Origin of the sequence: Pigmentiphaga litoralis, assembly GCF_014651835.1 — a bacterium.
Taxonomy (GTDB): Bacteria; Pseudomonadota; Gammaproteobacteria; order Burkholderiales; family Burkholderiaceae_B; genus Pigmentiphaga; species Pigmentiphaga litoralis.
In genome coordinates this window covers 1-22420 of the sequence record NZ_BMXQ01000005.1, presented here as the reverse complement: position 1 = coordinate 22420, position 22420 = coordinate 1, and the positions used below count along the sequence as shown (strand labels likewise).

Genomic DNA, 22420 nt, shown 5'->3' with positions numbered 1-22420 from the left:
GGTGCCAACGTTGACGTGCGGCTTGGTACGTTCAAACTTGCTTTTTGCCATGATTTCTCTTCCTGCAGATGCTCTGGAGGTTCAGTGTGAATGCGTGATGCCTGCCAATTACTTGGCGCGGGCGCTCATGATTGCCTCGGCGACGTTCTTAGGCGCTTCAGCGTAATGCTTGAATTCCATCGTGTACGTTGCACGACCCTGGGTCGCGGAACGCAGCGTGGTGGAATAACCGAACATTTCAGCCAGCGGAACTTCGGCCTTGATGGCCTTGCCGCCGCCCACCATGTCGTCCATACCCTGGACCATGCCGCGACGCGAGGACAGATCGCCCATCACGTTACCTGCGTAGTCTTCCGGCGTTTCGACCTCAACGGCCATCATCGGTTCAAGCAGAACCGGGCTGGCCTTGCGCATGCCGTCCTTGAATGCCATCGAGGCAGCCATACGGAACGCGTTTTCGTTCGAGTCGACATCGTGGTACGAACCGAAGAACAGGGTGACCTTCACATCGACCACCGGGTAACCGGCCATCACGCCAGCCTTCAGCGTTTCGATGCAACCCTTTTCCACGGCCGGGATGAATTCGCGAGGAACCACACCGCCCTTGATGGCGTCGACGAACTCGAAGCCCTTGCCCGGTTCCTGGGGCTCGACCTTGAGCACCACGTGACCGTACTGACCGCGACCGCCCGACTGCTTGACGAACTTGCCTTCGGACTCTTCGCAGACCTTGCGGATCGTTTCGCGGTAGGCGACCTGGGGCTTGCCCACGTTCGCTTCCACGCTGAATTCACGCTTCATGCGATCGACAATGATTTCCAGGTGGAGCTCGCCCATCCCGGAAATGATGGTCTGACCCGATTCTTCATCGGTATGCACACGGAACGACGGATCTTCCTGGGCCAGGCGGTTCAGCGCCAGACCCATCTTTTCCTGATCGGCCTTGGTCTTCGGTTCCACGGCCTGTGCAATCACGGGCTCGGGGAAAATCATCTTTTCAAGCGTGATGACAGCTTCCGGATCGCACAGCGTTTCACCGGTCGTGACATCCTTCAGGCCCACGGCCGCAGCGATGTCGCCAGCCAGGACCTGCTTGATTTCTTCGCGCTGGTTCGCGTGCATCTGCAGCAGACGACCCAGACGTTCCTTCTTGCCCTTGATCGGGTTGAACACCGTATCGCCCGAGTTGATCGAGCCGGAGTACACACGAATGAAGGTCAATTGACCGACGAACGGGTCCGACATCAACTTGAACGCCAGCGCCGAGAACTTTTCCTTGTCATCGGCATTGCGGGTGATCGGCTGGTCGTTGTCGTCGGTGCCTTCGACCGGCGGGATGTCCACTGGCGAGGGCAGGTATTCGATGACAGCGTCAAGCATGGCCTGAACGCCCTTGTTCTTGAAGGCCGAGCCGCACAGCATGGGCTGGATTTCGCAGGCGATGGTACGCATGCGGATGCCCTGCTTGATCTCTTCTTCGGTCAGCTCACCGGTTTCGAGGTACTTGTTCATCAGTTCTTCTGACGATTCAGCAGCGCTCTCGACCAGCTTTTCGTGCCATTCGTTGCAGGTGTCAACCAGTTCGGCCGGGATATCGACGTATTCGAACTTGATGCCCTGGCTGGCTTCGTCCCACAGGATCGCCTTCATCTTGACGAGGTCGACCACACCCTTGAACGTGTCTTCCGCGCCGATAGGCACGTGCATGGGCACAGGGTTGGCCTTCAGACGCAGACGCATCTGATCGTAGACCTTGAAGAAGTTGGCGCCGGTACGGTCCATCTTGTTCACGAAGGCCAGGCGCGGCACGCCGTACTTGTTGGCCTGACGCCATACGGTTTCCGACTGGGGCTGAACGCCGCCCACAGCGCAGTAGACCATGCAGGCGCCATCGAGCACGCGCATCGAGCGTTCGACTTCAATCGTGAAGTCGACGTGTCCCGGGGTGTCGATGATGTTGATGTGGTGCTCGGGGAAATTCCCGGCCATGCCTTTCCAGAAGCAGGTCGTGGCAGCCGAGGTAATGGTGATACCGCGTTCCTGCTCCTGCTCCATCCAGTCCATCGTCGCTGCACCATCGTGCACTTCGCCGATCTTGTGGTTCACGCCCGTGTAGAACAGAACACGTTCGGTGGTGGTGGTCTTTCCGGCGTCGATGTGCGCGGAAATACCGATATTGCGGTAGCGCTCGATCGGGGTCTTGCGGGCCATGATCGGATTCCTTGTGACTAGAGTAGTCGGCCTGCCGGCAGGCGCCGGCGGGCACTGTGTTACTTGCTTTCGGGCAATTACCAGCGGAAGTGGCTGAATGCCTTGTTGGCTTCTGCCATCTTGTGCGTGTCGTCGCGCTTCTTGACGGCGCCGCCACGGCCTTCGGCCGCGTCGAGCAGTTCACCGGCAAGACGCAGGTCCATCGACTTTTCACCGCGCTTCTTGGCGGCTTCACGCAGCCAGCGCATGGCCAGGGCCAGGCGGCGCACCGGGCGCACTTCAACCGGCACCTGATAGTTCGCACCGCCAACACGGCGGCTCTTGACCTCGACGATCGGCTTGACATTGCTGATCGCCTGACCGAACACCTCGAGAGGGTCCTTGCCGGCCTTGGTCTGGATTTGCGAGAACGCGCCATAAACGATCCGCTCTGCAACGGCCTTCTTGCCGGAGAGCATGATGATGTTCATGAATTTGGCGAGTTCCACGTTTGCGAACTTTGGATCAGGCAGGATTTCGCGCTTGGGTACTTCACGACGACGTGGCATTTGAACACTTCCATATGTCTGTTCAGTTGAACCGGAGCAACTGCTCGCGGCCATGGTTGCCCTTGTGGCTCATGCCTGGGCAACCCCTTACTCGCCCAGCTTCCTGCAACGACAGGCAGGTGACACTGGCGGGACAAAACTTGTAAATCACCCGGGCGATGCACGATGTGCGGTGCCGCGGGGTAGCGACCCTTAGACCTTCTTGGGACGCTTCGCGCCGTACTTGGAGCGCGACTGCTTGCGGTCTTTCACGCCTTGCAAGTCGAGCGAACCGCGCACGATGTGATAACGCACACCTGGCAAGTCCTTTACCCGGCCGCCGCGCACGAGCACAACCGAGTGCTCCTGCAGGTTGTGGCCTTCACCGCCGATGTACGAGATGATCTCGAAACCGTTGGTCAGGCGAACCTTGGCAACCTTCCGCAGTGCGGAGTTAGGCTTCTTTGGCGTGGTGGTGTAAACACGCGTGCAGACGCCGCGACGCTGCGGGCTGCTTTCCAGAGCAGGACTTTTGCTCTTGGCGTGGCTGGATTCGCGCGGCTTGCGCACGAGTTGGCTGATAGTAGGCATGGCCCTCTTCCGTAACCTGGTTAGGTCTCTGGGGTTAGTCTGTGAGCGGATGCTGGCGAACCGGCATGCACGAGGCCGCACATAAAAACGAGTGCACGCAAATGCATGCTTGCACGTCAGTGCGGCGGTAATGAATCTACTGCTGGGGAGGGTTGTGCCGCGACGCGGCTCTTGAAAAGCAGATGGCGTACCGCAGCTCGGCAAGGTGTCTAGGCCGGTGGTGTCGGGCAAAATGCAAGGCGTGGTGTCAAGGCACGGCAGGCAATCTGTGGGCTGTTGACCCTGGGTATTGAACCCCGGGTATTGAACCCTTCCCGACCCCCCGACAACCTGCGTCGGCACTGGGTCAATCTGCAACTAAAGAACGCGCGGCCCGGGCGAGCCGACTCCAGAGAGCCTTTAATGATAGCCCGGGGTTGCGGAACAGTCAAATAGGAGGAGGGGGAAACCCCAAGGTCCCTTCGGGGTGGCGCGTTTGCGACACCCCTGGAGCGTGCACCTGCCGCCCCGGCGGCCGCCCTCAGGCCTTCGCGGTGTTGGTCAGCACACCCCGGCGCATCTGGTCGAGTTCGATCGATTCGAATAGCGCCTTGAAGTTGCCTTCGCCAAAGCCCTCGTCGCCCTTGCGCTGGATGATCTCGAAGAAGATCGGTCCGATCACCGTCTGGGTGAAGATCTGCAGCAGCAGGCCGCCCCCCGGTGCGCCATCCACCAGGATCTTGTTCTTGAACAGCGCCGGGACGTCTTCGCCGTGGCCGGGCAGGCGCTTGTCGAGCAGTTCGTAGTAGGTGTCAGGCGTATCCAGGAATACCACGCCCGACTGCCGCAGCGATTCCACGGTCTGGTAGATGTCGCTGCTGCCCAGCGCAATGTGCTGGATGCCTTCCCCATGATACAGGTCCAGGTATTCCTGGATCTGCCCCTTTTCATTGTTGCCTTCTTCGTTGATCGGAATGCGGATCAGGCCGCAAGGCGAGGTCATGGCCTTGGACTTGACGCCGGTCACCTGGCCTTCGATGTCGAAGTAGCGGATTTCGCGGAAGTTGAAATACCGTTCGTAGAAGTCGGCCCACTCGTTCATGCGGCCGCGATGCACGTTGTGCGTCAGGTGGTCGATGGTGACCAGGCCGGCGCCGCGCGGGTGCAGGTCTTCCTGTGCGTGCGCCGTATCGATGGGCTCGAAATCAACGTCGTAGATGTCGATGTCGCCAATGCCGCCGTCCCGGCCGCCCTTGCCGCGCCACCGGTCCACGAAATAGATGACCGAATCCCCGATCCCCTTGATGCCCGGAATGTTCAGTTCCATGGGTCCGCTTTTGGCATCGAAGCCCCACGCGCCCAGTTCCAGCGCCCGCTTGTAGGCGAAGGCGGCATCTTCGACACGGAAGGCGATGGCACAGATGGACGGGCCGTGCTGGCGCGCGAAGCGCTGCGCGAAGGAATCGGCCTCACCATTGACGATGAAGTTGATGTCGCCCTGGCGGTACAGCACCACGTTCTTGTGGCGGTGCCTGGCGATCGCCTTGAAGCCCAGGTTTTCAAATACCTTGCCCAGGGCGGCCGGATCGGGCGCGGCATATTCGACGAATTCGAAGCCGGCGGTGCCCATCGGGTTGTCCCACAATTCGAACGGGGTAGTCATGTCTCGCTCCAGACGGCACGCATCGATTCGTGCCTGGGTGTTGGGGTGTTTTTGGCGTTGCGGTAGCTTTCGATTCTAGGGAAGTCTGGCGGGCAGAAGATTGCCAACCGTGCTTCATACCAACGCAGATTGGCAATACTATTGCTGCTCACCCCTCATTCTTGGCAGGAGCTGCCCTTGCACGATCTGGACCGGACGGACCGCCGCATTCTTGAGTCCTTGCAGCAGGATGGCCGCCTGACCAACCAGGAACTGGCCGAGCGCGTGTCGCTGTCGCCCAGCCCGTGTCTGCGGCGGGTACGGCGGCTGGAGGAAGAAGGCGTCATCCGCCAATATGTGGCGCTGGTCGACGCGGATAAAGTCGGGCTGGGGCTGCTGGCGTATGTGAGCGTTCGCCTGCAGAAGCACGTGGGCGGCAGCCATTTGCCGATCGACGAGTTCGCACGCGACGTGCAGCGCTGGCCCGAAGTGGTCGCCTGCTATGCAATGACCGGCGACATGGACTATCTGATGCGCATCCAGGTCGAAGACCTGGCGCATTTCTCGCGGTTTGCGATGGATACGCTGATGAAACACCCGGCCGTCATCGACATCCGCTCCAGCTTCACGCTCAAGAAGATCAAGGAAACGACGGCGCTCGGGGTGTAGACGACGGACCGGGGCCTGAGGGCGTGAACCGCGCAGTGCCAGGCGCCGGGGCGTGGGCCGTCACTAAGCGTCAGAGGCGTGGAGCGTCAGGCCCGATGGCCGATCAGGCGTCCGGCTCGTCCGTCAGCATGCTGCGGACCTGGGCGGACAGGGCGTCCAGCACGAATGGCTTGGCGATCATCTCCATGCCCGGACGCAGGAAGCCGGAGCGCAAGGTCGCGTTCTTGGCATAGCCCGTCATGAACAGGATCTTCAGGTCGGGCCGCAGGCCTCGTGCGGCCTCGGCCAGGTCGTGGCCGTTCAGCCGGGGCATGCCGACATCGGTCACCATCAGGTCGATGCGCTGGTTGGACTGCACCACGGCAAGCCCGTCCATGCCGTCGCACGCTTCCACGGTGTGGTATCCCAGCCCTTCCAGAACGTCGAGCACCACCATGCGCACGGCGGCGTCATCTTCGACCACCAGCACGGTCTTGCCGCCGCCCTGCGGCGCGGCGCCATCGAGCGCAATGTGCGGCAATTCCTGGGGCAGTTCGTTGGCGGACTTGGCCAACTGCGCCGGGTCGACGCACCGCGGCAGGTACAAGCGCACACTGGTGCCCACGCCGACCTCGCTGCGGATGCGCACGTGGCCATTCGATTGCTTGGCAAAGCCGTAGATCATGGACAGGCCCAGCCCGGTGCCCTGCCCGATCGGCTTGGTCGTAAAGAAGGGGTCGAAGGCCTTGGCGATGACCTCGGGCGGCATGCCCACGCCCGTGTCGGTCACGGACAGGGCCACATAATCCCCCGCCCGCATGCCATCCTGCCGCCGTACATAGGCGTCGTCCAGTGTGACATTGTTGGTGGTGATGGCCAGCCCGCCGCCTTCCGGCATGGCGTCCCTTGCGTTGATCACAAGGTTCAGCAGCGCGTTTTCCAGCTGATTGGCGTCGGTATAGGCCGGCCACAGGTCGGGCGCCAGCGACACCTCGAGCACGATGCCCTCGCCGATCGTGCGCCTGAGCAATTCTTCAAGCGACGTGACCAGCGTATTCAAGTCCAGCGCGCGCGGATCGAGCGATTGCCGGCGCGAGAACGCGAGCAGCCGGTGCGTGAGCGCAGCCGCGCGTTTGGCCGCCGTGGTGGCTGTGTCGATGAACCGGCCCAGGTTGTCGACGCGGCCCAGCTGGATACTGCGCCGGATCAGGTCCAGGGGACCGATCACTCCCTGCAGGATGTTGTTGAAGTCGTGAGCGATGCCGCCCGTCAGCTGCCCGACCGCTTCCATCTTGTGCGCCTGGCGCAATTGGTCTTCGGCCTTGCGCAGCGCTTCGGCAGCTTCCTTCTCGGTGGTCACGTCCCGCCCGACCCCGTGCACGCCCACCTCGTCTGCCGCTGCGCGCCACGCAAACCAGCGATAGCTGCCGCTCTGGTGCCGCACCCGGTTTTCGAACTGCAGCGTCGGCATGCCGTGGGACAGCTGCGCGACGGCAGCCTGGGTCGCGGCCTGCTCGTCGGGATGGACCAGGTCCAGGAAAGACGCGCCCACCAGGTCGGCCGGTTCCCATCCCAGCGCCGTTTTCCAGGCCGGGTTGAGCGCCAGGATGCGCATGTCGAAGCCGGTGGCGAGCATGACGTCGGTGGACAGGCGCCACATCCGGTCCAGGTCGGCAGTGCGCTGTGCGACGCGCTGCTCCAGCGTGGCGTTCAGCCGTTCGAGTTGCGTCGTGGCGCTTGCCCGCTTGAGCGCCGCCCAGGTGCGGTCGGCCACATTGCGCACGAAATCCAGTTCGGACTGCGCCCAGGGCCTGGGCAGATGGTGATGCAGGAAAAACAGGCCCACCAACTGCCCCTGTTCGATCACCGGCACGTTCACCATGGCGCGCACGCCGAGCCGCAACAGCGATTCGGCGTGGGCGGCGCTGCGCGCGTCACGCAATACGTCGGGTATGACAAGAGTCTCGCCATTGCGCAGCCGCGCCGTGGTCTGGCCGTAATCGTCGAACCGGTGTTCGCCTGCCAGACTGACCGAGGCGTTGCCGGCCGTCCAGGGGTCTTCGATGCGCACGCTTTGCTGCGTCGGATCGACCTGTCCGTAGCCGACTCGCGACAGCCCGCCCATGCGGGCCAGCATGGACACCGCTGTCGACACGATGTCGTCGGCATCTCCCAGGTCGCGCAGCTGGTCGCCCAGGTTCAGCAGCGCCGACTGGCGCTCTTCCGCCTGCTTGCGAGCCGTCACATCGCTGACGATGATGCTGGCGTATTCCGGCCGGCCCTTGGCATCTTTCAACGCAGATACGTGATTGCTCACCCACACGGTCGCGCCGTCGGGCCGCACGATGCGCTGCTCGACAAAGAACGGCTCGCCGCGGGTGCGCAATTGCATCATCAACCGGCGGGTTTCGGCCTGATCCCCGGCGTGCACGAGTTCCTGGATGTGCTGGCCGATCAGCGTGCTGTCGGCCCGGCCGATGATCTCGCAGAAGCGCTGGTTCACCATGACGATGCGCGCGTCCATGTTCACCTGGACGATGCCCACGGCCGCCTGATTGATCAGCGCATCCATGCGCGCGCCGTGCAGGCGGGTAGCCTCTTCGGCACGCTTGCGCTCGGTAATGTCGAACACCAGTACGTAGCAGCCACTGACCCGCCCGTCTTTCATGCGGCGCGGCAGGTATTGCATCAGGGCATGGTGGGGCGTGCCGTCGGTGTGCGGGGCATAGGCTTCGAAGTGGGCGGGAATGCCGGCCAGCGCGTCTTCGAGATGCTTGCGCCGCAGTTCATAGGCATGGTCGCCCAGCACTTCGCGCACGGTCTTGCCATACAGCGCTTGGGGCGGCAGGCCGAACCAGTCCAGATAGGCCCGATTGTTGAAGCGAAAACGCTGCTCGGCATCCACATAGCCAATCAGCGCCGGCAGGGCATCGGTGATCAGCCGCAGCTCTTCGGCGCTTTCGTGCAACGCCTGTTCGGCGCGCTTGTATTCGCTGATGTCCCAGGCCACGCCAGAAAACGAACGCGGCGTGCCGTCATCGTTGTAGGTGCACTGCCCCCGCAGTGCGATCCATCGCACGCGGCCCTGCGTGACGACGCGGTATTCGTCCTGATAGGCGTCGCCGCTGCGGATGGCGCGGCGGGCCGTCTGTTCGGCGCGTTCGCGGTCTTCGGGGTGGACGTTGCGCAGGAAGTTCGCCAGCGACGCACCTCGCGCGGCCTGCGTGGCCGTCACGTCGTACAAGGCCGCGTAGCGTTCGTCGGCATAAACGCGGTCGTGCCGCACATCCCAATTCCAGGATCCGATCAGCTGCGAGCCCAGCAGGCTGTACTCGGGCGTCTCGTCGCTGGCGCGCAGGGCATCCCGTGTCGCGATCGCCTGGTGGACCAGCGTCACGTCGCACTGCAGGGCGATGTAGTGGGTGACCGCCCCGCTGGCATCGGCCACCGGGCTCAGCGCAATGCGGTTCCAGAACAGCGTGCCGTCCTTGCGGTAGTTCTGCACGTCGACGTACAGCCGCCGGCTTTCTGCAACGGCCTCGCGCATGGCGCGCACCGCGGCATGGTCAGTCAACGGCCCCTGCATCAAGCGGCAGTTGCGGCCAAGGATTTCACCCAGCGTATAGCCGGTCAGCGCCGTGAACGCTTCGTTGGCGAACACGATGGGTTGTTCGGCCTCGCGCACGTCGGCCACCACCACCGCCATGTCGCTGTTCTGCAGGGCGTCTAAAAGCCCGCCCAGGCCCGACAGGCTCTGCAGCGCCGCGTGCGTAGGGTGAGCGAGCGATTCCCGCGTTGTGACAGCCATGACATCCCGATAAAGCTTTGCGCCGTCATTACCGACTGGCAAAACTAGTTTATCGCCCTTCGTTTGAGCTCGACCGTGGGAGAGTGTGTGAGGATGCGTCGGTTCCATCGCTGTGCAGGACACGGGCCAGGCGGGCACGGCACGCCGTCATGGCGTCACATGCCAAGCAAACGGACGAAAAAAAAGCCGCCCTGCAGAAAGCGGAGCGGCTTTTTCGGAACAGACGTCCGCGCGGGGCGGAACGTCCGGATACTGCAAAGACCTTGCGTTACACCTGGGTGTCGTCGCCAGCGTCGTCCTGCGGAGCAGCGCCCACGGTTTCCGGCGCGGTCGTGAAGATCGTGCTTTCGTCGAAGGTGTTGCCCACATCGGCGAACACGACTTCGCGTTCGGCCGCTTCGAGCGCTTCTTTTTCCTTGCGGGCCTGGTGGAAGGCCATGCCGGTACCTGCAGGAATCAGGCGGCCGACAATGACGTTTTCCTTCAGACCACGCAGTTCGTCGCGCTTGCCCATGATGGCGGCTTCGGTCAGGACCCGGGTGGTTTCCTGGAACGATGCAGCCGAAATGAACGAGTCGGTCGACAGCGAGGCCTTCGTGATACCCAGCAGCACGTCGTAGTGCGTGGCAGGACGGCGGTTGTCGGCAGCGCAACGATCGTTCTCGTTGAGCATTTCGGCACGTTCGACCTGTTCACCCGTGATGAAGGACGTTTCGCCCGCATCCATGATGACGACACGACGCAGCATCTGACGCACGATCACTTCAATGTGCTTGTCGTTGATCTTCACGCCCTGCAGACGGTACACGTCCTGCACTTCGTCGACGATATAGCTGGCCAGCTTTTCGATACCCTGCAGACGCAGGATGTCGTGCGGGTCGGCCGGGCCGTCCACGATCATTTCGCCCTTGTTCACCACCTGGCCGTCGTGCACCAGCACCTGCTTCTCTTTCGGGATCAGGAATTCGTGGCTCACGCCGTCCAGGTCGGTGATGACCAGACGCTGCTTGCCCTTCGTGTCCTTGCCGAACGAGACCGTACCCGTAACGTCGGCGAGCATGCCGGCGTCCTTGGGCGAACGGGCTTCGAACAGCTCGGCCACGCGGGGCAGACCCCCGGTAATGTCACGTGTCTTTTGCGATTCTTGCGGAATACGCGCCAGCACTTCACCGACACCCACTTCCTGCGCATCGCGCACGGTGATCAGCGCGCCGACCGGGAAGGAGATGCTCACCGAGTGATCGGTACCGGCGATCTTGACTTCGTCGCCCTGCTCATTGAGCAGCTTGACCTGCGGACGCACCGTCTGCTTGGCGCTGCCACGCGTTTTCGGCGTAATGGCAACCAGGGTCGACAGGCCCGTGACTTCGTCGAGCTGACGGGCCACGGTGACGCCTTCTTCTACGTTCTCGAACTTGATCGTACCCGCATGCTCGGTAATGATCGGACGAGTCAGCGGATCCCAGGTCGCGAGCTGCGCGCCGGCCTTGACCGCCGAGCCATCGCCGTGGACCAGGATGGCGCCGTAAGGCACCTTGTGGCGTTCGCGTTCGCGGCCGCTGTCATCGACGATCAGGATTTCACCCGACCGCGAGATGGCGACCTGTTCGTTCTTCACGTTGGTCACGTAGCGCATCGCGCTGGTGAACCGCACCGTACCGTTCGACTTGGTTTCCACGCCGGAAGCCAGCGCCGCACGCGACGCCGCGCCACCGATGTGGAACGTACGCATCGTCAGCTGCGTGCCCGGTTCGCCGATGGACTGGGCGGCGATCACGCCGACAGCTTCACCCACGTTGACCGGCGAGCCACGACCCAGGTCACGGCCGTAGCAGGCGCCGCACAGGCCATGACGCGTTTCGCAGCTCAGCGGCGAACGCACCTTGACTTCGTCGATGCCCAGGCTTTCGATCAGCTCGACCGCATCTTCGTCCAGCAACGTGCCGGCTTCGAACACGGTTTCCTGCGTGTCGGGGTTGATGACATCGATCACCACCGTGCGACCCAGAATACGGTCGCGCAAAGGTTCGATGACTTCACCGCCTTCGACCAGCGCCTTCATGTTGAAGCCGAAGTTCGTACCGCAATCTTCTTCGGTGATCACCAGGTCTTGCGTCACGTCGACCAGACGACGGGTCAGGTAACCCGAGTTCGCGGTCTTCAGTGCCGTGTCGGCCAGGCCCTTACGAGCGCCGTGAGTCGAGATGAAGTACTGCAGCACGTTCAGGCCTTCACGGAAGTTTGCCGTGATGGGCGTCTCGATGATGGAGCCGTCAGGCTTGGCCATCAGGCCTCGCATGCCGGCGAGCTGGCGAATCTGCGCTGCGGAACCGCGCGCGCCCGAGTCGGCCATCATGTAGATCGAGTTGAACGATTCCTGGCGCGTTGCGTTGCCATGGCGATCGATCACGGGCTCGGTCGACAGTTGTTCCATCATGGCCTTGCCGACGCGATCGCCAGCCTTGCCCCAGATGTCCACCACGTTGTTGTACCGTTCCTGCGACGTGACGAGACCCGACGAGTACTGCTTGTCGATTTCCTTCACTTCCTTGCTGGCTTCGGCCAGGATGCCGACCTTGGCGTCCGGGATCAGCATGTCGTCCATGCAGATCGAGATGCCGCCGCGCGTGGCCAGGCGGAAGCCCGACTGCATCAGCTGGTCAGCAAAGATGACCGTGTCGCGCAGGCCGCAACGACGGAACGACTGGTTGATCAGGCGCGAGATTTCCTTCTTCTTCAGTGCCTTGTTCAGCACCGAGAAGGGCAGGCCCTTCGGAAGGATCTCGGACAGGATCGCGCGGCCGACCGTGGTTTCGAAGCGGCGCAGCACCGGCTGCCATTCGCCTTGTGCGTCACGCTCGTATTCGTTCAGGCGCACGGTGATGCGCGTCTGCAGTTCCACGAACTTGTTTTCGTAAGCGCGCAGGACTTCCGACACGTCCACGAAGTGCGTGCCTTCGCCGCGACCGTTCACACGTTCGCGCGTGGCGTAGTACAGGCCCAGCACGATGTCCTGCGACGGCACGATCGACGGTTCGCCGTTGGCCGGGAACAGGATGTTGTTCGAGGCCAGCATCAGCGTACGGGCTTCGAGCTGCGCTTCGATGGACAGCGGCACGTGAACGGCCATCTGGTCACCGTCGAAGTCGGCGTTGAACGCCGCGCAGACCAGCGGATGCAGCTGGATGGCCTTGCCTTCGATCAGCACCGGCTCGAACGCCTGGATACCCAGGCGGTGCAGCGTCGGTGCGCGGTTCAGCATGATCGGATGTTCGCGGATCACCTCTTCGAGGATGTCCCATACCACCGGTTCCTGCGTCTCGACCAGCTTCTTCGCCGCCTTGATGGTCGTGGCCAGACCCATCATTTCCAGACGGTTGAAGATGAAGGGCTTGAACAGTTCCAGCGCCATCAGCTTGGGCAGACCGCACTGGTGCAGCTTGAGCTGAGGACCCACCACGATGACCGAACGGCCCGAGTAGTCGACGCGCTTGCCCAGCAGGTTCTGACGGAAACGACCGCTCTTGCCCTTGATCATGTCGGCCAGCGACTTGAGCGGACGCTTGTTGGCGCCCGTCATGGCCTTGCCGCGACGACCGTTGTCCAGCAGCGAGTCGACGGCTTCCTGCAGCATGCGCTTTTCGTTGCGCACGATGATTTCAGGGGCCTTCAGCTCGAGCAGACGCTTCAGACGGTTGTTGCGGTTGATCACGCGGCGATACAGGTCGTTCAGATCGGACGTGGCGAACCGGCCGCCGTCCAGCGGCACCAGCGGGCGCAGCTCGGGCGGCAGAACGGGCAGCACTTCCAGGATCATCCAGTCCGGCTTGATGCCCGACTTCTGGAAGCCTTCCAGCACCTTCAGGCGCTTGGAAATCTTCTTGATCTTGGCATCCGAGCTCGTGGCCTGCAGATCGGCACGGAGCGTTTCCACGTCGCGATTGATGTCGAGGTTGCGCAGCAGTTCGCGCACGGCCTCGGCACCCATCACGGCGCGGAAATCATCGCCGTACTCTTCGGTTTTTGCCAGGAAGTCGTCTTCCGACATGATCTGGCCGCGCTTGAGCGGCGTCATGCCTGCGTCGATGACGCAATAGGCTTCGAAGTACAGCACGCGTTCGATGTCGCGCAGCGTCATGTCCAGGACCATGCCCAGACGCGACGGCAGCGACTTCAGGAACCAGATGTGCGCGACCGGGCTGGCCAGCTCGATGTGGCCCATCCGTTCGCGACGCACCTTGGCGAGCGTCACTTCGACGCCGCACTTCTCGCAGATCACGCCGCGATGCTTCAGGCGCTTGTACTTCCCGCACAAGCATTCGTAGTCCTTGATGGGACCGAAAATCTTGGCGCAAAACAGCCCGTCGCGTTCAGGCTTGAACGTACGGTAGTTGATGGTTTCGGGCTTCTTCACTTCCCCGAACGACCATGACCGGATCTTCTCCGGCGACGCGATGCCAATACGGATGGCGTCGAACTGTTCTTCCTGCGTAACTTGCTTGAACAGATCCAAAAGCGCTTTCATGGCGACTCCTATCAGTTACGTTCGAGATCCATGTCGATCCCGAGCGACCGGATTTCCTTGACCAACACGTTGAACGACTCGGGCATGCCCGCATCGATCACGTGGTCGCCCTTCACGATGTTCTCGTAGACCTTGGTACGGCCGTTCACATCGTCGGACTTGACGGTCAACATTTCTTGCAGCACATACGACGCGCCGTACGCTTCCAGCGCCCACACTTCCATCTCACCGAAGCGCTGGCCACCGAACTGGGCCTTACCGCCCAACGGTTGCTGCGTCACGAGCGAGTACGGGCCGGTGGAGCGGGCGTGCATCTTGTCGTCGACCAGGTGATGCAGCTTCAGCATGTGCATGTAGCCGACAGTCACGGGGCGTTCGAACATTTCGCCGGTACGGCCATCGAACAGGTAGGCCTGGGTCTTCGAGTTCGCCAGCTTCAGGCGTTCCGCGATGTCGTCCGGGTAGGCGAGATTCAGCATGTCGCGAATGTCGTCTTCGGTCGCACCGTCGAACACCGGCGTGGCGAACGGAACACCGTTCTTCAGGTTCATGGCCAGCTCGACGATGTCGTCATCGCTGAACTCTTCCAGACGCGCGGCAGTGCCCGTGGAGTTGTAGATCTTGGCGAGGAACTCGCGGATCTTGGCCACTTCGATCTTCCGTGCGTCGCGCAGCATGTCGCTGATGCGCAGGCCCAGGCCCTTGGCCGCCCAGCCCAGGTGAACTTCGAGCACCTGCCCGACGTTCATCCGCGACGGCACGCCCAGCGGGTTCAACACGATGTCGGCGGGAGTACCGTCGGCCATGTGCGGCATGTCTTCGATCGGCGTGATCTTGGAGACCACACCCTTGTTGCCGTGACGGCCTGCCATCTTGTCGCCAGGCTGCAGACGACGCTTGACGGCCAGGTAGACCTTGACCATCTTGAGCACGCCCGGGGGCAGCTCGTCGCCTTGCGTCAGCTTCTTGCGCTTTTCTTCGAATGCCAGGTCGAACTGGTGACGCTTCTGCTCGATCGACTCTTTCGCCTGCTCGAGGGCGGTTGCGCCGCCTTCGTCAGCCAGGCGAATGTCGAACCACTGCCAGCGGTCCAGATCCGTCAGGTATTCGCGGGTCAGCTCGGCGCCCTTGGCCAGCTTGCGCGGACCACCGTTGACCGGCTTGCCGATCAGCGTCTTTTCGATACGATCGAAGGTGTCGTTTTCAACGATACGCAGCTGATCGTTCAAGTCGGTGCGATAGCGCTTGAGTTCGTCGTCGATGATCGACTGCGCGCGCTTGTCGCGCACGATGCCTTCACGCGTGAACACCTGCACGTCGATGACCGTGCCGACCATGCCCGACGGAACGCGCAGCGACGTGTCCTTCACGTCGGAGGCCTTCTCGCCGAAGATGGCGCGCAGCAGCTTTTCTTCAGGCGTCAGCTGGGTCTCGCCCTTGGGCGTGACCTTGCCGACCAGCACGTCGCCGGCTTCGACTTCGGCGCCGATGTAGACGATGCCCGACTCGTCCAGACGGCCCAGCTGGCCTTCGGACAGGTTGCTGATGTCGCGCGTGATTTCTTCCGAACCCAGCTTGGTGTCACGGGCGACAACCGTCAGTTCTTCGATGTGGATCGAGGTGTAGCGGTCTTCTGCCACGACACGTTCCGAAATCAGCATCGAGTCTTCGAAGTTGTAGCCGTTCCACGGCATGAACGCGACCAGCATGTTCTGACCCAGGGCGAGTTCGCCCAGGTCGGTCGATGCACCGTCGGCCAGCACGTCGCCACGGGCAACGATGTCGCCCCGGCGCACGATCGGACGCTGGTTGATGTTCGTGTTCTGGTTCGAACGCGTGTACTTGATCAGGTTGTAGATATCCACACCGACTTCGCCGGCGGCGTTTTCGTCGTCATTGACGCGAATCACCACACGGTCGGCATCGACGTAGTCAACCAGGCCGCCACGCAGGGCCTGCACGGTCGTGCCCGAGTCGACGGCCACGGTGCGTTCGATACCCGTACCGACAACCGACTTTTCCGGACGCAGGCAAGGCACGGCCTGGCGCTGCATGTTCGAACCCATCAGTGCACGGTTCGCGTCATCGTGTTCCAGGAACGGAATCAGCGAGGCGGCCACCGACACGATCTGCGACGGCGCAACGTCCATGTAGTGCACGTTGTCGCGCGCGGTCAGCATCGTTTCACCGGCTTCGCGGCACGCCACGAGGTCGTCGGTGAAGGCGCCCTGTTCGTCCAGGCTCGCGTTCGCCTGGGCGATCACGTAGCGGCTTTCTTCAATGGCCGACAGGTAGTCGATCTGGTCCGTGACCTTGTTGTCCACGACCTTGCGGTACGGCGTCTCGAGGAAGCCGTATTCGTTCAGGCGGGCATACAGCGCCATGGAGTTGATCAGGCCGATGTTCGGGCCTTCCGGCGTTTCGATCGGGCACACGCGGCCATAGTGGGTCGGGTGCACGTCGCGGACTTCGAAGCCTGCGCGTTCGCGAGTCAGACCGCCTGGTCCCAGTGCCGAGACGCGACGCTTGTGCGTGATCTCGGACAGCGGGTTGGTCTGGTCCATGAACTGCGACAGCTGGCTCGAACCGAAGAACTCCTTGATGGCGGCCGAGATCGGCTTGGAGTTGATCAGGTCGTGCGGCATCAGGTTTTCGGCTTCGGCCTGGCCCAGACGCTCCTTGACGGCGCGCTCGACACGGACGAGACCGGCGCGGAACTGGTTTTCGGCCAGTTCGCCCACACAGCGGACACGACGGTTGCCCAGGTGATCGATGTCATCGATCTCGCCACGGCCGTTGCGCAGTTCGACCAGGATCTTGATCGTGTCAAGAATGTCCTGGTTCGTCAGCGTCATGGTGCCGGTAATGTCGTTGCCACGGCCCAGACGGCTGTTGACCTTCATGCGGCCCACGCGCGACAGATCGTACGTCTCTTCGTTGAAGAACAGACGATGGAACAGCGCTTCGACGGCGTCTTCGGTTGGCGGCTCGCCAGGGCGCATCATGCGGTAGATCGCCACACGCGCGGCGGTCTGGTCGGTCGTTTCGTCGACGTTCAGCGTCTGCGAAATGTACGGACCCTGGTCCAGGTCGTTCGTGTACAGCGTCTCGATCGTGCGGACGTTGTGGTTGCGCAGCTTGTCGAGCAACGTTTCGGTCAGCTCGTCGTTCGCGCTTGCGACGATTTCGCCCGTTTCCGGATCGACGGCGTTCTTTGCCAGCGAGCGGCCGAGCAGGAAATCTTCGGGCACGGAGATGCGTTCCGTGCCGGCGGAGACCAGGTCACGGATGTTCTTGGCGTTGATGCGCTTGTCTTTCGCGACCAGCGTCTTGCCCAGCTTGTCGTTGATGTCGAAACGCGCGACTTCACCCTTCCAGCGCTCAGGCACGAACTCCATCAGGCCGCCCTCGCTCTGCAGCTCGAACGTGTCGAAGCTGAAGAAGTGCTCGAGGATGGTCTCGGGGGTCATGCCGATCGCCTTGAGCAGGATCGTCACGGGCATCTTGCGGCGGCGGTCGACGCGGAAGAACAGGATGTCCTTCGGGTCGAATTCGAAGTCGAGCCACGAGCCGCGGTAAGGAATCACGCGGGCCGAGAACAGCAACTTGCCGGAGCTGTGGGTCTTGCCGCGGTCGTGCTCGAAGAACACGCCAGGCGAGCGGTGCAGCTGCGAAACGATGACCCGTTCCGTGCCGTTGATCACGAACGAACCCGTCGTCGTCATGAGCGGAATTTCGCCCATGTAGACTTCCTGTTCCTTCACTTCCTTCACGGTGGGCTTGCTGGCCTCGCGGTCGAGCAGCACCAGGCGCACCTTGGCGCGCAGGGGCGATGCGAAGGTCAGGCCCCGTTGTTGGCATTCCCGAACGTCGAAGGCGGGTTCGCCAAGCACATAGCTGACGAATTCCAGCCGGGCCATCTGGTTGTGGCTGACGATGGGGAATATCGAGGTGAACGCGGCTTGGAGGCCCTCATCCTTCCGACGCAGAGGAGCGGTCTCTTCTTGCAGAAAGGTCAGGTACGATTCAAGCTGGGTAGCCAGCAGATACGGGACGCTCTGGACGTCCTCGCGCTTGGCGAAGCTTTTGCGGATGCGCTTCTTTTCGGTGAACGAGTAGGGCATGAGCACTCCGACTCAGGTTGCGTGAACCGCGGGCAGCGGTCCTAAAATACGACTTCGAAATCTGGGCAGAACGTCCAGCAGCCTGGCTGGCGTCCCTTCAACCGGAAGGTATCCGGCACGGGTTTCGGGTTCGAAGGCGGCAGCGTGGCCACCTGCGCACCGGAAATCCGTTACATCGGGCTTTCTATTGACACCGGAAAGCCCGAGTAATTCCCCTGATAAGGGGTCAAGAAAACACCCCTTTCAGAACGCAAAAACCCGGAGGCCGTTTTGACGGACCCCCGGGTGCATGCGGAACCGAAATTACTTGATATCGGCCTTTGCACCAGCTTCTTCAAGCTTCTTCTTTGCGGCGTCGGCGTCAGCCTTCGACACAGCTTCCTTCACTGCCTTGGGGGCGCCGTCAACGACGTCCTTGGCTTCTTTCAGGCCCAGGCCGGTCAGTTCGCGAACTGCCTTGATGACGTTGACCTTGTTGGCGCCGACTTCGGTCAGGATGACGTTGAATTCGGTCTGCTCTTCAGCAGGTGCAGCAGCAGCGCCTGCAGCAGCAGGAGCCGCCGAGACAGCGGCAGCAGCCGACACGCCAAACTTCTCTTCCAGATCCTTGATCAGTTCCGACAGTTCCAGAACGGTCAGACCAGCGATCGCTTCAATGATTTCTGCTTTGTTCAGTGCCATTTTCTTTAGATTTCCAAATAGTTTGATACCAGGTGCGGTAGTCGCTTTTGTCCAACGAAGAGGCGATTAAGCCGCTTCCGCCTGCTTGTCTCGAACTGCGGCGAGGCCGCGTACGAACTTGGACGGAACTTCGTTGAGCGTACGCACAAACGTTGCGATCGGGGCTTGCATCGTGCCGAGCAGTTTTGCCAACAGTTCGTCGCGCGAAGGCAGGGCGGCCAGGGCCTTGATGCCTTCAACATTCATCAGGCTGTTCGGCAGCGAGCCGGCCTTCAGAACGAGCTTGTCGTTGGTTTTGGCAAAGTCAGCCAGTACTTTTGCTGCAGCCACTGGATCCGGACTCACTGCATAAATCAGCGGACCGGCCAAGTGGGTGGACAGACCCTCGAAAGGGGTGCCAGCGATGGCGCGAATGGCCAGCGTGTTCTTCAGAACACGCAGGTAAACACCCGACTCACGTGCTTTCTTGCGCAGTACGGTGACGGCAGCGACGTCCAGACCCCGGTACTCTGCGATGATGATCGATTGAGCCTTGGCAACTTCTACCGAGATCTCTTCGATAACCACCGTCTTCTCTTTACGATTGAGACTCACGGTCGAACACTCCATCAAAAGACGCTTGGGGAAATCCCGTTGCGTCAACCGAATGCGGCGAACCTGGTCGAGTTCTTTGGATAAGAATTCTTCCTGGGACCGCCGTCTACGCTGGATCCGCTGCTAGGCCTGTTCTTGGCGCACTGGGCGTTGCAACAGGATTCGCCAACGGTTTTAAGATCTGCGGATCGGCCTCCTGCCTGAGCAGGCGGCACCCTCGTTTCTCTCCCGCGGTCTTTGACAGCAACACCCGTTGTCCGGCGAACCGGCCGCGGGGTGCAGCCCAAAGTTTGGTACTACGGATACTGCATGGCGTGACGCTTGCGCGTCACGCCGGACGCCTATCAGGCAGTCAGCGAAGCCTGGTCGACGCGAACGCCGCCACCCATCGTCGACGACACGGCCAGCTTGCGCAGGTACACGCCCTTGGCAGTGGCAGGACGTGCCTTGTTCAGCGCATCGACCAGGGCCACCAGGTTGGACTGGAGCTGTTCGACGTTGAACGATGCACGGCCGATCGTGGCGTGGATGATGCCTGCCTTGTCGGTACGGTACTGAACCTGACCGGCCTTGGCGTTCTTGACGGCGGTTGCGATGTCAGGCGTCACGGTACCGACCTTCGGGTTCGGCATCAGGCCACGGGGACCCAGGATCTGACCCAGGGCGCCCACGACGCGCATCGTGTCAGGCGACGCGATGACGATGTCGAAGTCCATCTTGCCGGCCTTGATCTGGTCGGCCAGGTCTTCCATGCCGACGATGTCGGCGCCGGCGGCTTTCGCCTGCTCGGCCTTGTCGCCTTGTGCGAACACGGCGACGCGCACGCTCTTGCCGGTACCGGCAGGCAGGACGACGGAGCCACGGACCAGCTGGTCGGACTTCTTGGCGTCGATGCCGAGCTGCACGGCCAGGTCGATGGATTCATCGAACTTGGCAGTGGCGGTGTCCTTCACCAGCGCGAGCGCTTCGGCGACGGGGTACAGCTTGTTGCGGTCGATCTTTGCGCGGACCGCGGTGATGCGTTTCGACAGACGTGCCATGATTACAGACCCTCTACCGTGATGCCCATGCTGCGGGCGCTACCAGCGATCGTACGAACCGCGGCGTCGAGATCGGCGGCGGTCAGGTCAGGTTGCTTGGTCTTGACGATTTCTTCGACTTGCGCGCGCGTCAGCGAGCCCACCTTGGCGGTGTGCGGCGTGGGCGAGCCCTTCTGGATGCCGGCAGCCTTCTTGATCAGGATGGTCGCTGGGGGCGACTTCATCACGAACGTGAAGCTCTTGTCGGCAAAAGCGGTGATCACCACAGGGATCGGCAGACCGGGCTCCATGCCCTGCGTCTTGGCGTTGAACGCCTTGCAGAATTCCATGATGTTCAGACCGCGCTGACCCAGCGCAGGACCGATAGGGGGGGACGGGTTGGCTTTACCAGCTGGAACTTGCAGCTTGATGAAGCCGACGATTTTCTTCGCCATGGTGTGCTCCTTTCGGGTTCAAGCGCCCTTGGCAGGGCTCCCCGAGGTTGCCGGCCGGGATGTTTCGGCATCGCAGACGCCGAAACCCGGATGACGCTGGCCGCAGCGCGTCATCCGGTTCTTCATGCTGAAATCAGGACTTTTCGACCTGACTGAAATCGAGTTCCACCGGGGTCGAGCGACCGAAAATGGTCACGGACACACGCAGCTTGCTCTTTTCGTAGTTGACGTCTTCGACGTTGCCGTTGAAGTCTGCAAACGGACCTTCCTTGATGCGGACCATTTCGCCCACTTCGAACAGGACCTTCGGCCGTGGCTTTTCCACGCCCTCTTGCATCTGCGACAGCATGTCGTCGACTTCTTTCTGGGAGATCGGCGTGGGCCGGTTGCCCGAACCGCCGATGAAACCCGTGACTTTGTTGGTGTTCTTCACCAGGTGCCACGTTTCGTCGGTAAGATCCATCTCGACGAACACGTAACCCGGGAAAAAGCGCCGTTCAGTCACGGACTTGCTGCCACCCTTCACTTCGATCACTTCTTCGGTGGGGACCAGGATCTGACCAAAAGAGGTGTCCAGACCGGCGCGCTCCACACGTTCCATCAGCGCTTTTTGAACGCTTTTTTCCATGCCAGAGTAGACATGAACGACGTACCAACGCTTGCTCATCGCTTCATTCCGCCGTTTTATTTCCAACCGAGAAGCAGGTCGTACAGCACCCATTCGATCGATTTGTCAGTCAGCCACAGGAAAATCGCCATGATCACCACGAACGCGAATACGGCGCCGGTGGTTTGAATGGTTTCCTTGCGGTTCGGCCAGACGACCTTGCGGGTCTCCTGGTAGGAGTCTTGCGCGAATGCGATGACCCGGCGGCCAGGTTCGCTGAAGTACGCGATCACCAGGGCAACGACCAGGCCAGCGATGACGACGCCAACACGGGCAATGGTAGGGCTCGACGACAAGGCGTAAAAGCCCACCAGCCCGGCCACGAAGGCGGCAATGGCCAAGCCCACTTTGACTCGATCGGTGGAACTCGTTACGGTTTCGACGTTTGGATTCGACATCTGTTCGTCCGGGCCGCTTCAGCAGGACTGAAGGCGGCTGTGCTTGCAAAGACAACCCGGCTCTTGCGGCGCCATGCAAGCTTCAGACCGAAGCTCGGACATAGAACCCGCGAGCTCCGGGAGAAAGTGGCAGGGGAAGAGGGAATCGAACCCACAACCTTTGGTTTTGGAGACCAACGCTCTGCCAATTGAGCTATTCCCCTAAAGTCTCAAGCGCCATCCGGGGATGACGCTCGTTTTGAACCTGGCTGACTTCAGCCTGCTGGCGAAGATTTGGCGGCTTCGCCGGGTATTGCTGTGGTCTTGCCTGCTGGGGTCTTGCCTGCTGCACTGCTGCTGAACTTTCTAGGAAGCTTTCAGACCGGCTTTTGGCCCGTCTTCTGCGTTCTTGTTCTGGCAAACAGCACTTGCAGAAAGCGTTTCCGCTCTCTGCAACCCAGCATATTACTTCAGAATCGTGGCAACGACACCGGCGCCGACGGTACGACCGCCTTCACGGATGGCGAAACGCAGACCTTCTTCCATGGCGATGGGGGCCAGCAGCTTGACCG

General features: G+C 61.7%; 15 protein-coding genes and 1 tRNA gene. 1 reads left to right on the top strand and 15 read right to left on the bottom strand.

Annotated elements, in window-relative coordinates; all coding sequences use genetic code 11:
- Positions 1–108 precede the first annotated feature (108 nt).
- The 4 genes from fusA to hppD all read right to left on the bottom strand — a co-directional run bounded on the left by fusA (position 109) and on the right by hppD (position 4971).
- Positions 109–2211 (bottom strand): elongation factor G, encoded by a 2103-nt coding sequence (gene fusA / locus IE116_RS25730; RefSeq protein WP_189616818.1) that lies wholly within the window; start codon positions 2209–2211, stop codon positions 109–111.
- Between the two features lie 77 nt (positions 2212–2288).
- A complete protein-coding gene (gene rpsG / locus IE116_RS25725; RefSeq protein ID WP_189616822.1) occupies positions 2289–2759 on the bottom strand; it encodes a 30S ribosomal protein S7 in 471 nt (156 codons plus the stop codon).
- A gap of 192 nt (positions 2760–2951) precedes the next feature.
- Positions 2952–3329: a 30S ribosomal protein S12 gene (gene rpsL / locus IE116_RS25720; protein WP_179591025.1), complete on the bottom strand. Its 378-nt coding sequence runs from the start codon at positions 3327–3329 to the stop codon at positions 2952–2954.
- A gap of 520 nt (positions 3330–3849) precedes the next feature.
- A complete protein-coding gene (hppD, locus tag IE116_RS25715) occupies positions 3850–4971 on the bottom strand; it encodes a 4-hydroxyphenylpyruvate dioxygenase (RefSeq protein WP_189616816.1) in 1122 nt (373 codons plus the stop codon).
- Between the two features lie 177 nt (positions 4972–5148).
- Between hppD and IE116_RS25710 the strand changes: the two genes are divergently transcribed.
- On the top strand, positions 5149–5619 hold the full coding sequence (locus IE116_RS25710; RefSeq protein WP_373303119.1) for an Lrp/AsnC family transcriptional regulator: 471 nt from the start codon (positions 5149–5151) through the stop codon (positions 5617–5619).
- A 103-nt stretch (positions 5620–5722) separates the two neighbouring features.
- On the opposite strand, the gene IE116_RS25705 is transcribed toward IE116_RS25710, so the two are convergent.
- From IE116_RS25705 to IE116_RS25655, 11 genes are all read right to left on the bottom strand, one after another.
- Positions 5723–9406: a PAS domain S-box protein gene (locus IE116_RS25705; protein ID WP_189616814.1), complete on the bottom strand. Its 3684-nt coding sequence runs from the start codon at positions 9404–9406 to the stop codon at positions 5723–5725.
- 268 nt (positions 9407–9674) lie between these two features.
- Entirely contained in the window at positions 9675–13931 is a 4257-nt protein-coding gene (gene rpoC / locus IE116_RS25700) for a DNA-directed RNA polymerase subunit beta' (protein ID WP_189616812.1), read from the bottom strand.
- 11 nt (positions 13932–13942) lie between these two features.
- Positions 13943–18055 (bottom strand): DNA-directed RNA polymerase subunit beta, encoded by a 4113-nt coding sequence (gene rpoB / locus IE116_RS25695; protein WP_189616810.1) that lies wholly within the window; start codon positions 18053–18055, stop codon positions 13943–13945.
- 303 nt (positions 18056–18358) lie between these two features.
- Positions 18359–18736, bottom strand: a complete 378-nt coding sequence (gene rplL / locus IE116_RS25690; RefSeq protein ID WP_189616807.1) for a 50S ribosomal protein L7/L12 — start codon at positions 18734–18736, stop codon at positions 18359–18361.
- 66 nt (positions 18737–18802) lie between these two features.
- The gene (rplJ, locus tag IE116_RS25685; protein ID WP_189616805.1) at positions 18803–19330 is read right to left on the bottom strand and encodes a 50S ribosomal protein L10; all 528 of its coding nucleotides are present in this window, start codon (positions 19328–19330) and stop codon (positions 18803–18805) included.
- 344 nt (positions 19331–19674) lie between these two features.
- Entirely contained in the window at positions 19675–20370 is a 696-nt protein-coding gene (rplA, locus tag IE116_RS25680) for a 50S ribosomal protein L1 (protein ID WP_189616803.1), read from the bottom strand.
- 2 nt (positions 20371–20372) lie between these two features.
- Positions 20373–20804 (bottom strand): 50S ribosomal protein L11, encoded by a 432-nt coding sequence (rplK, locus tag IE116_RS25675; RefSeq protein ID WP_179591040.1) that lies wholly within the window; start codon positions 20802–20804, stop codon positions 20373–20375.
- 133 nt (positions 20805–20937) lie between these two features.
- A complete protein-coding gene (gene nusG / locus IE116_RS25670) occupies positions 20938–21471 on the bottom strand; it encodes a transcription termination/antitermination protein NusG (RefSeq protein WP_179591042.1) in 534 nt (177 codons plus the stop codon).
- A 17-nt stretch (positions 21472–21488) separates the two neighbouring features.
- On the bottom strand, positions 21489–21869 hold the full coding sequence (gene secE / locus IE116_RS25665; RefSeq protein ID WP_189616801.1) for a preprotein translocase subunit SecE: 381 nt from the start codon (positions 21867–21869) through the stop codon (positions 21489–21491).
- A gap of 127 nt (positions 21870–21996) precedes the next feature.
- Positions 21997–22072 (bottom strand) — tRNA-Trp (locus IE116_RS25660).
- 241 nt (positions 22073–22313) lie between these two features.
- Positions 22314–22420, bottom strand: a 107-nt coding sequence (locus IE116_RS25655; RefSeq protein ID WP_505855318.1) for an EF-Tu C-terminal domain-related protein, incomplete at its 5' end; no start/stop codon positions are given.

Coding starts and splice junctions, on each gene's coding strand:
- rpoC (WP_189616812.1), bottom strand. CDS start 13,931: ATGAAAGCGCTTTTGGATCTGTTCAAGCAAGTTACGCAGGAAGAACAG.
- rplL (WP_189616807.1), bottom strand. CDS start 18,736: ATGGCACTGAACAAAGCAGAAATCATTGAAGCGATCGCTGGTCTGACC.
- hppD (WP_189616816.1), bottom strand. CDS start 4,971: ATGACTACCCCGTTCGAATTGTGGGACAACCCGATGGGCACCGCCGGC.
- rplA (WP_189616803.1), bottom strand. CDS start 20,370: ATGGCACGTCTGTCGAAACGCATCACCGCGGTCCGCGCAAAGATCGAC.
- rpoB (WP_189616810.1), bottom strand. CDS start 18,055: ATGCCCTACTCGTTCACCGAAAAGAAGCGCATCCGCAAAAGCTTCGCC.
- rpsL (WP_179591025.1), bottom strand. CDS start 3,329: ATGCCTACTATCAGCCAACTCGTGCGCAAGCCGCGCGAATCCAGCCAC.
- secE (WP_189616801.1), bottom strand. CDS start 21,869: ATGTCGAATCCAAACGTCGAAACCGTAACGAGTTCCACCGATCGAGTC.
- fusA (WP_189616818.1), bottom strand. CDS start 2,211: ATGGCCCGCAAGACCCCGATCGAGCGCTACCGCAATATCGGTATTTCC.
- rpsG (WP_189616822.1), bottom strand. CDS start 2,759: ATGCCACGTCGTCGTGAAGTACCCAAGCGCGAAATCCTGCCTGATCCA.
- rplK (WP_179591040.1), bottom strand. CDS start 20,804: ATGGCGAAGAAAATCGTCGGCTTCATCAAGCTGCAAGTTCCAGCTGGT.
- nusG (WP_179591042.1), bottom strand. CDS start 21,471: ATGAGCAAGCGTTGGTACGTCGTTCATGTCTACTCTGGCATGGAAAAA.
- IE116_RS25705 (WP_189616814.1), bottom strand. CDS start 9,406: ATGGCTGTCACAACGCGGGAATCGCTCGCTCACCCTACGCACGCGGCG.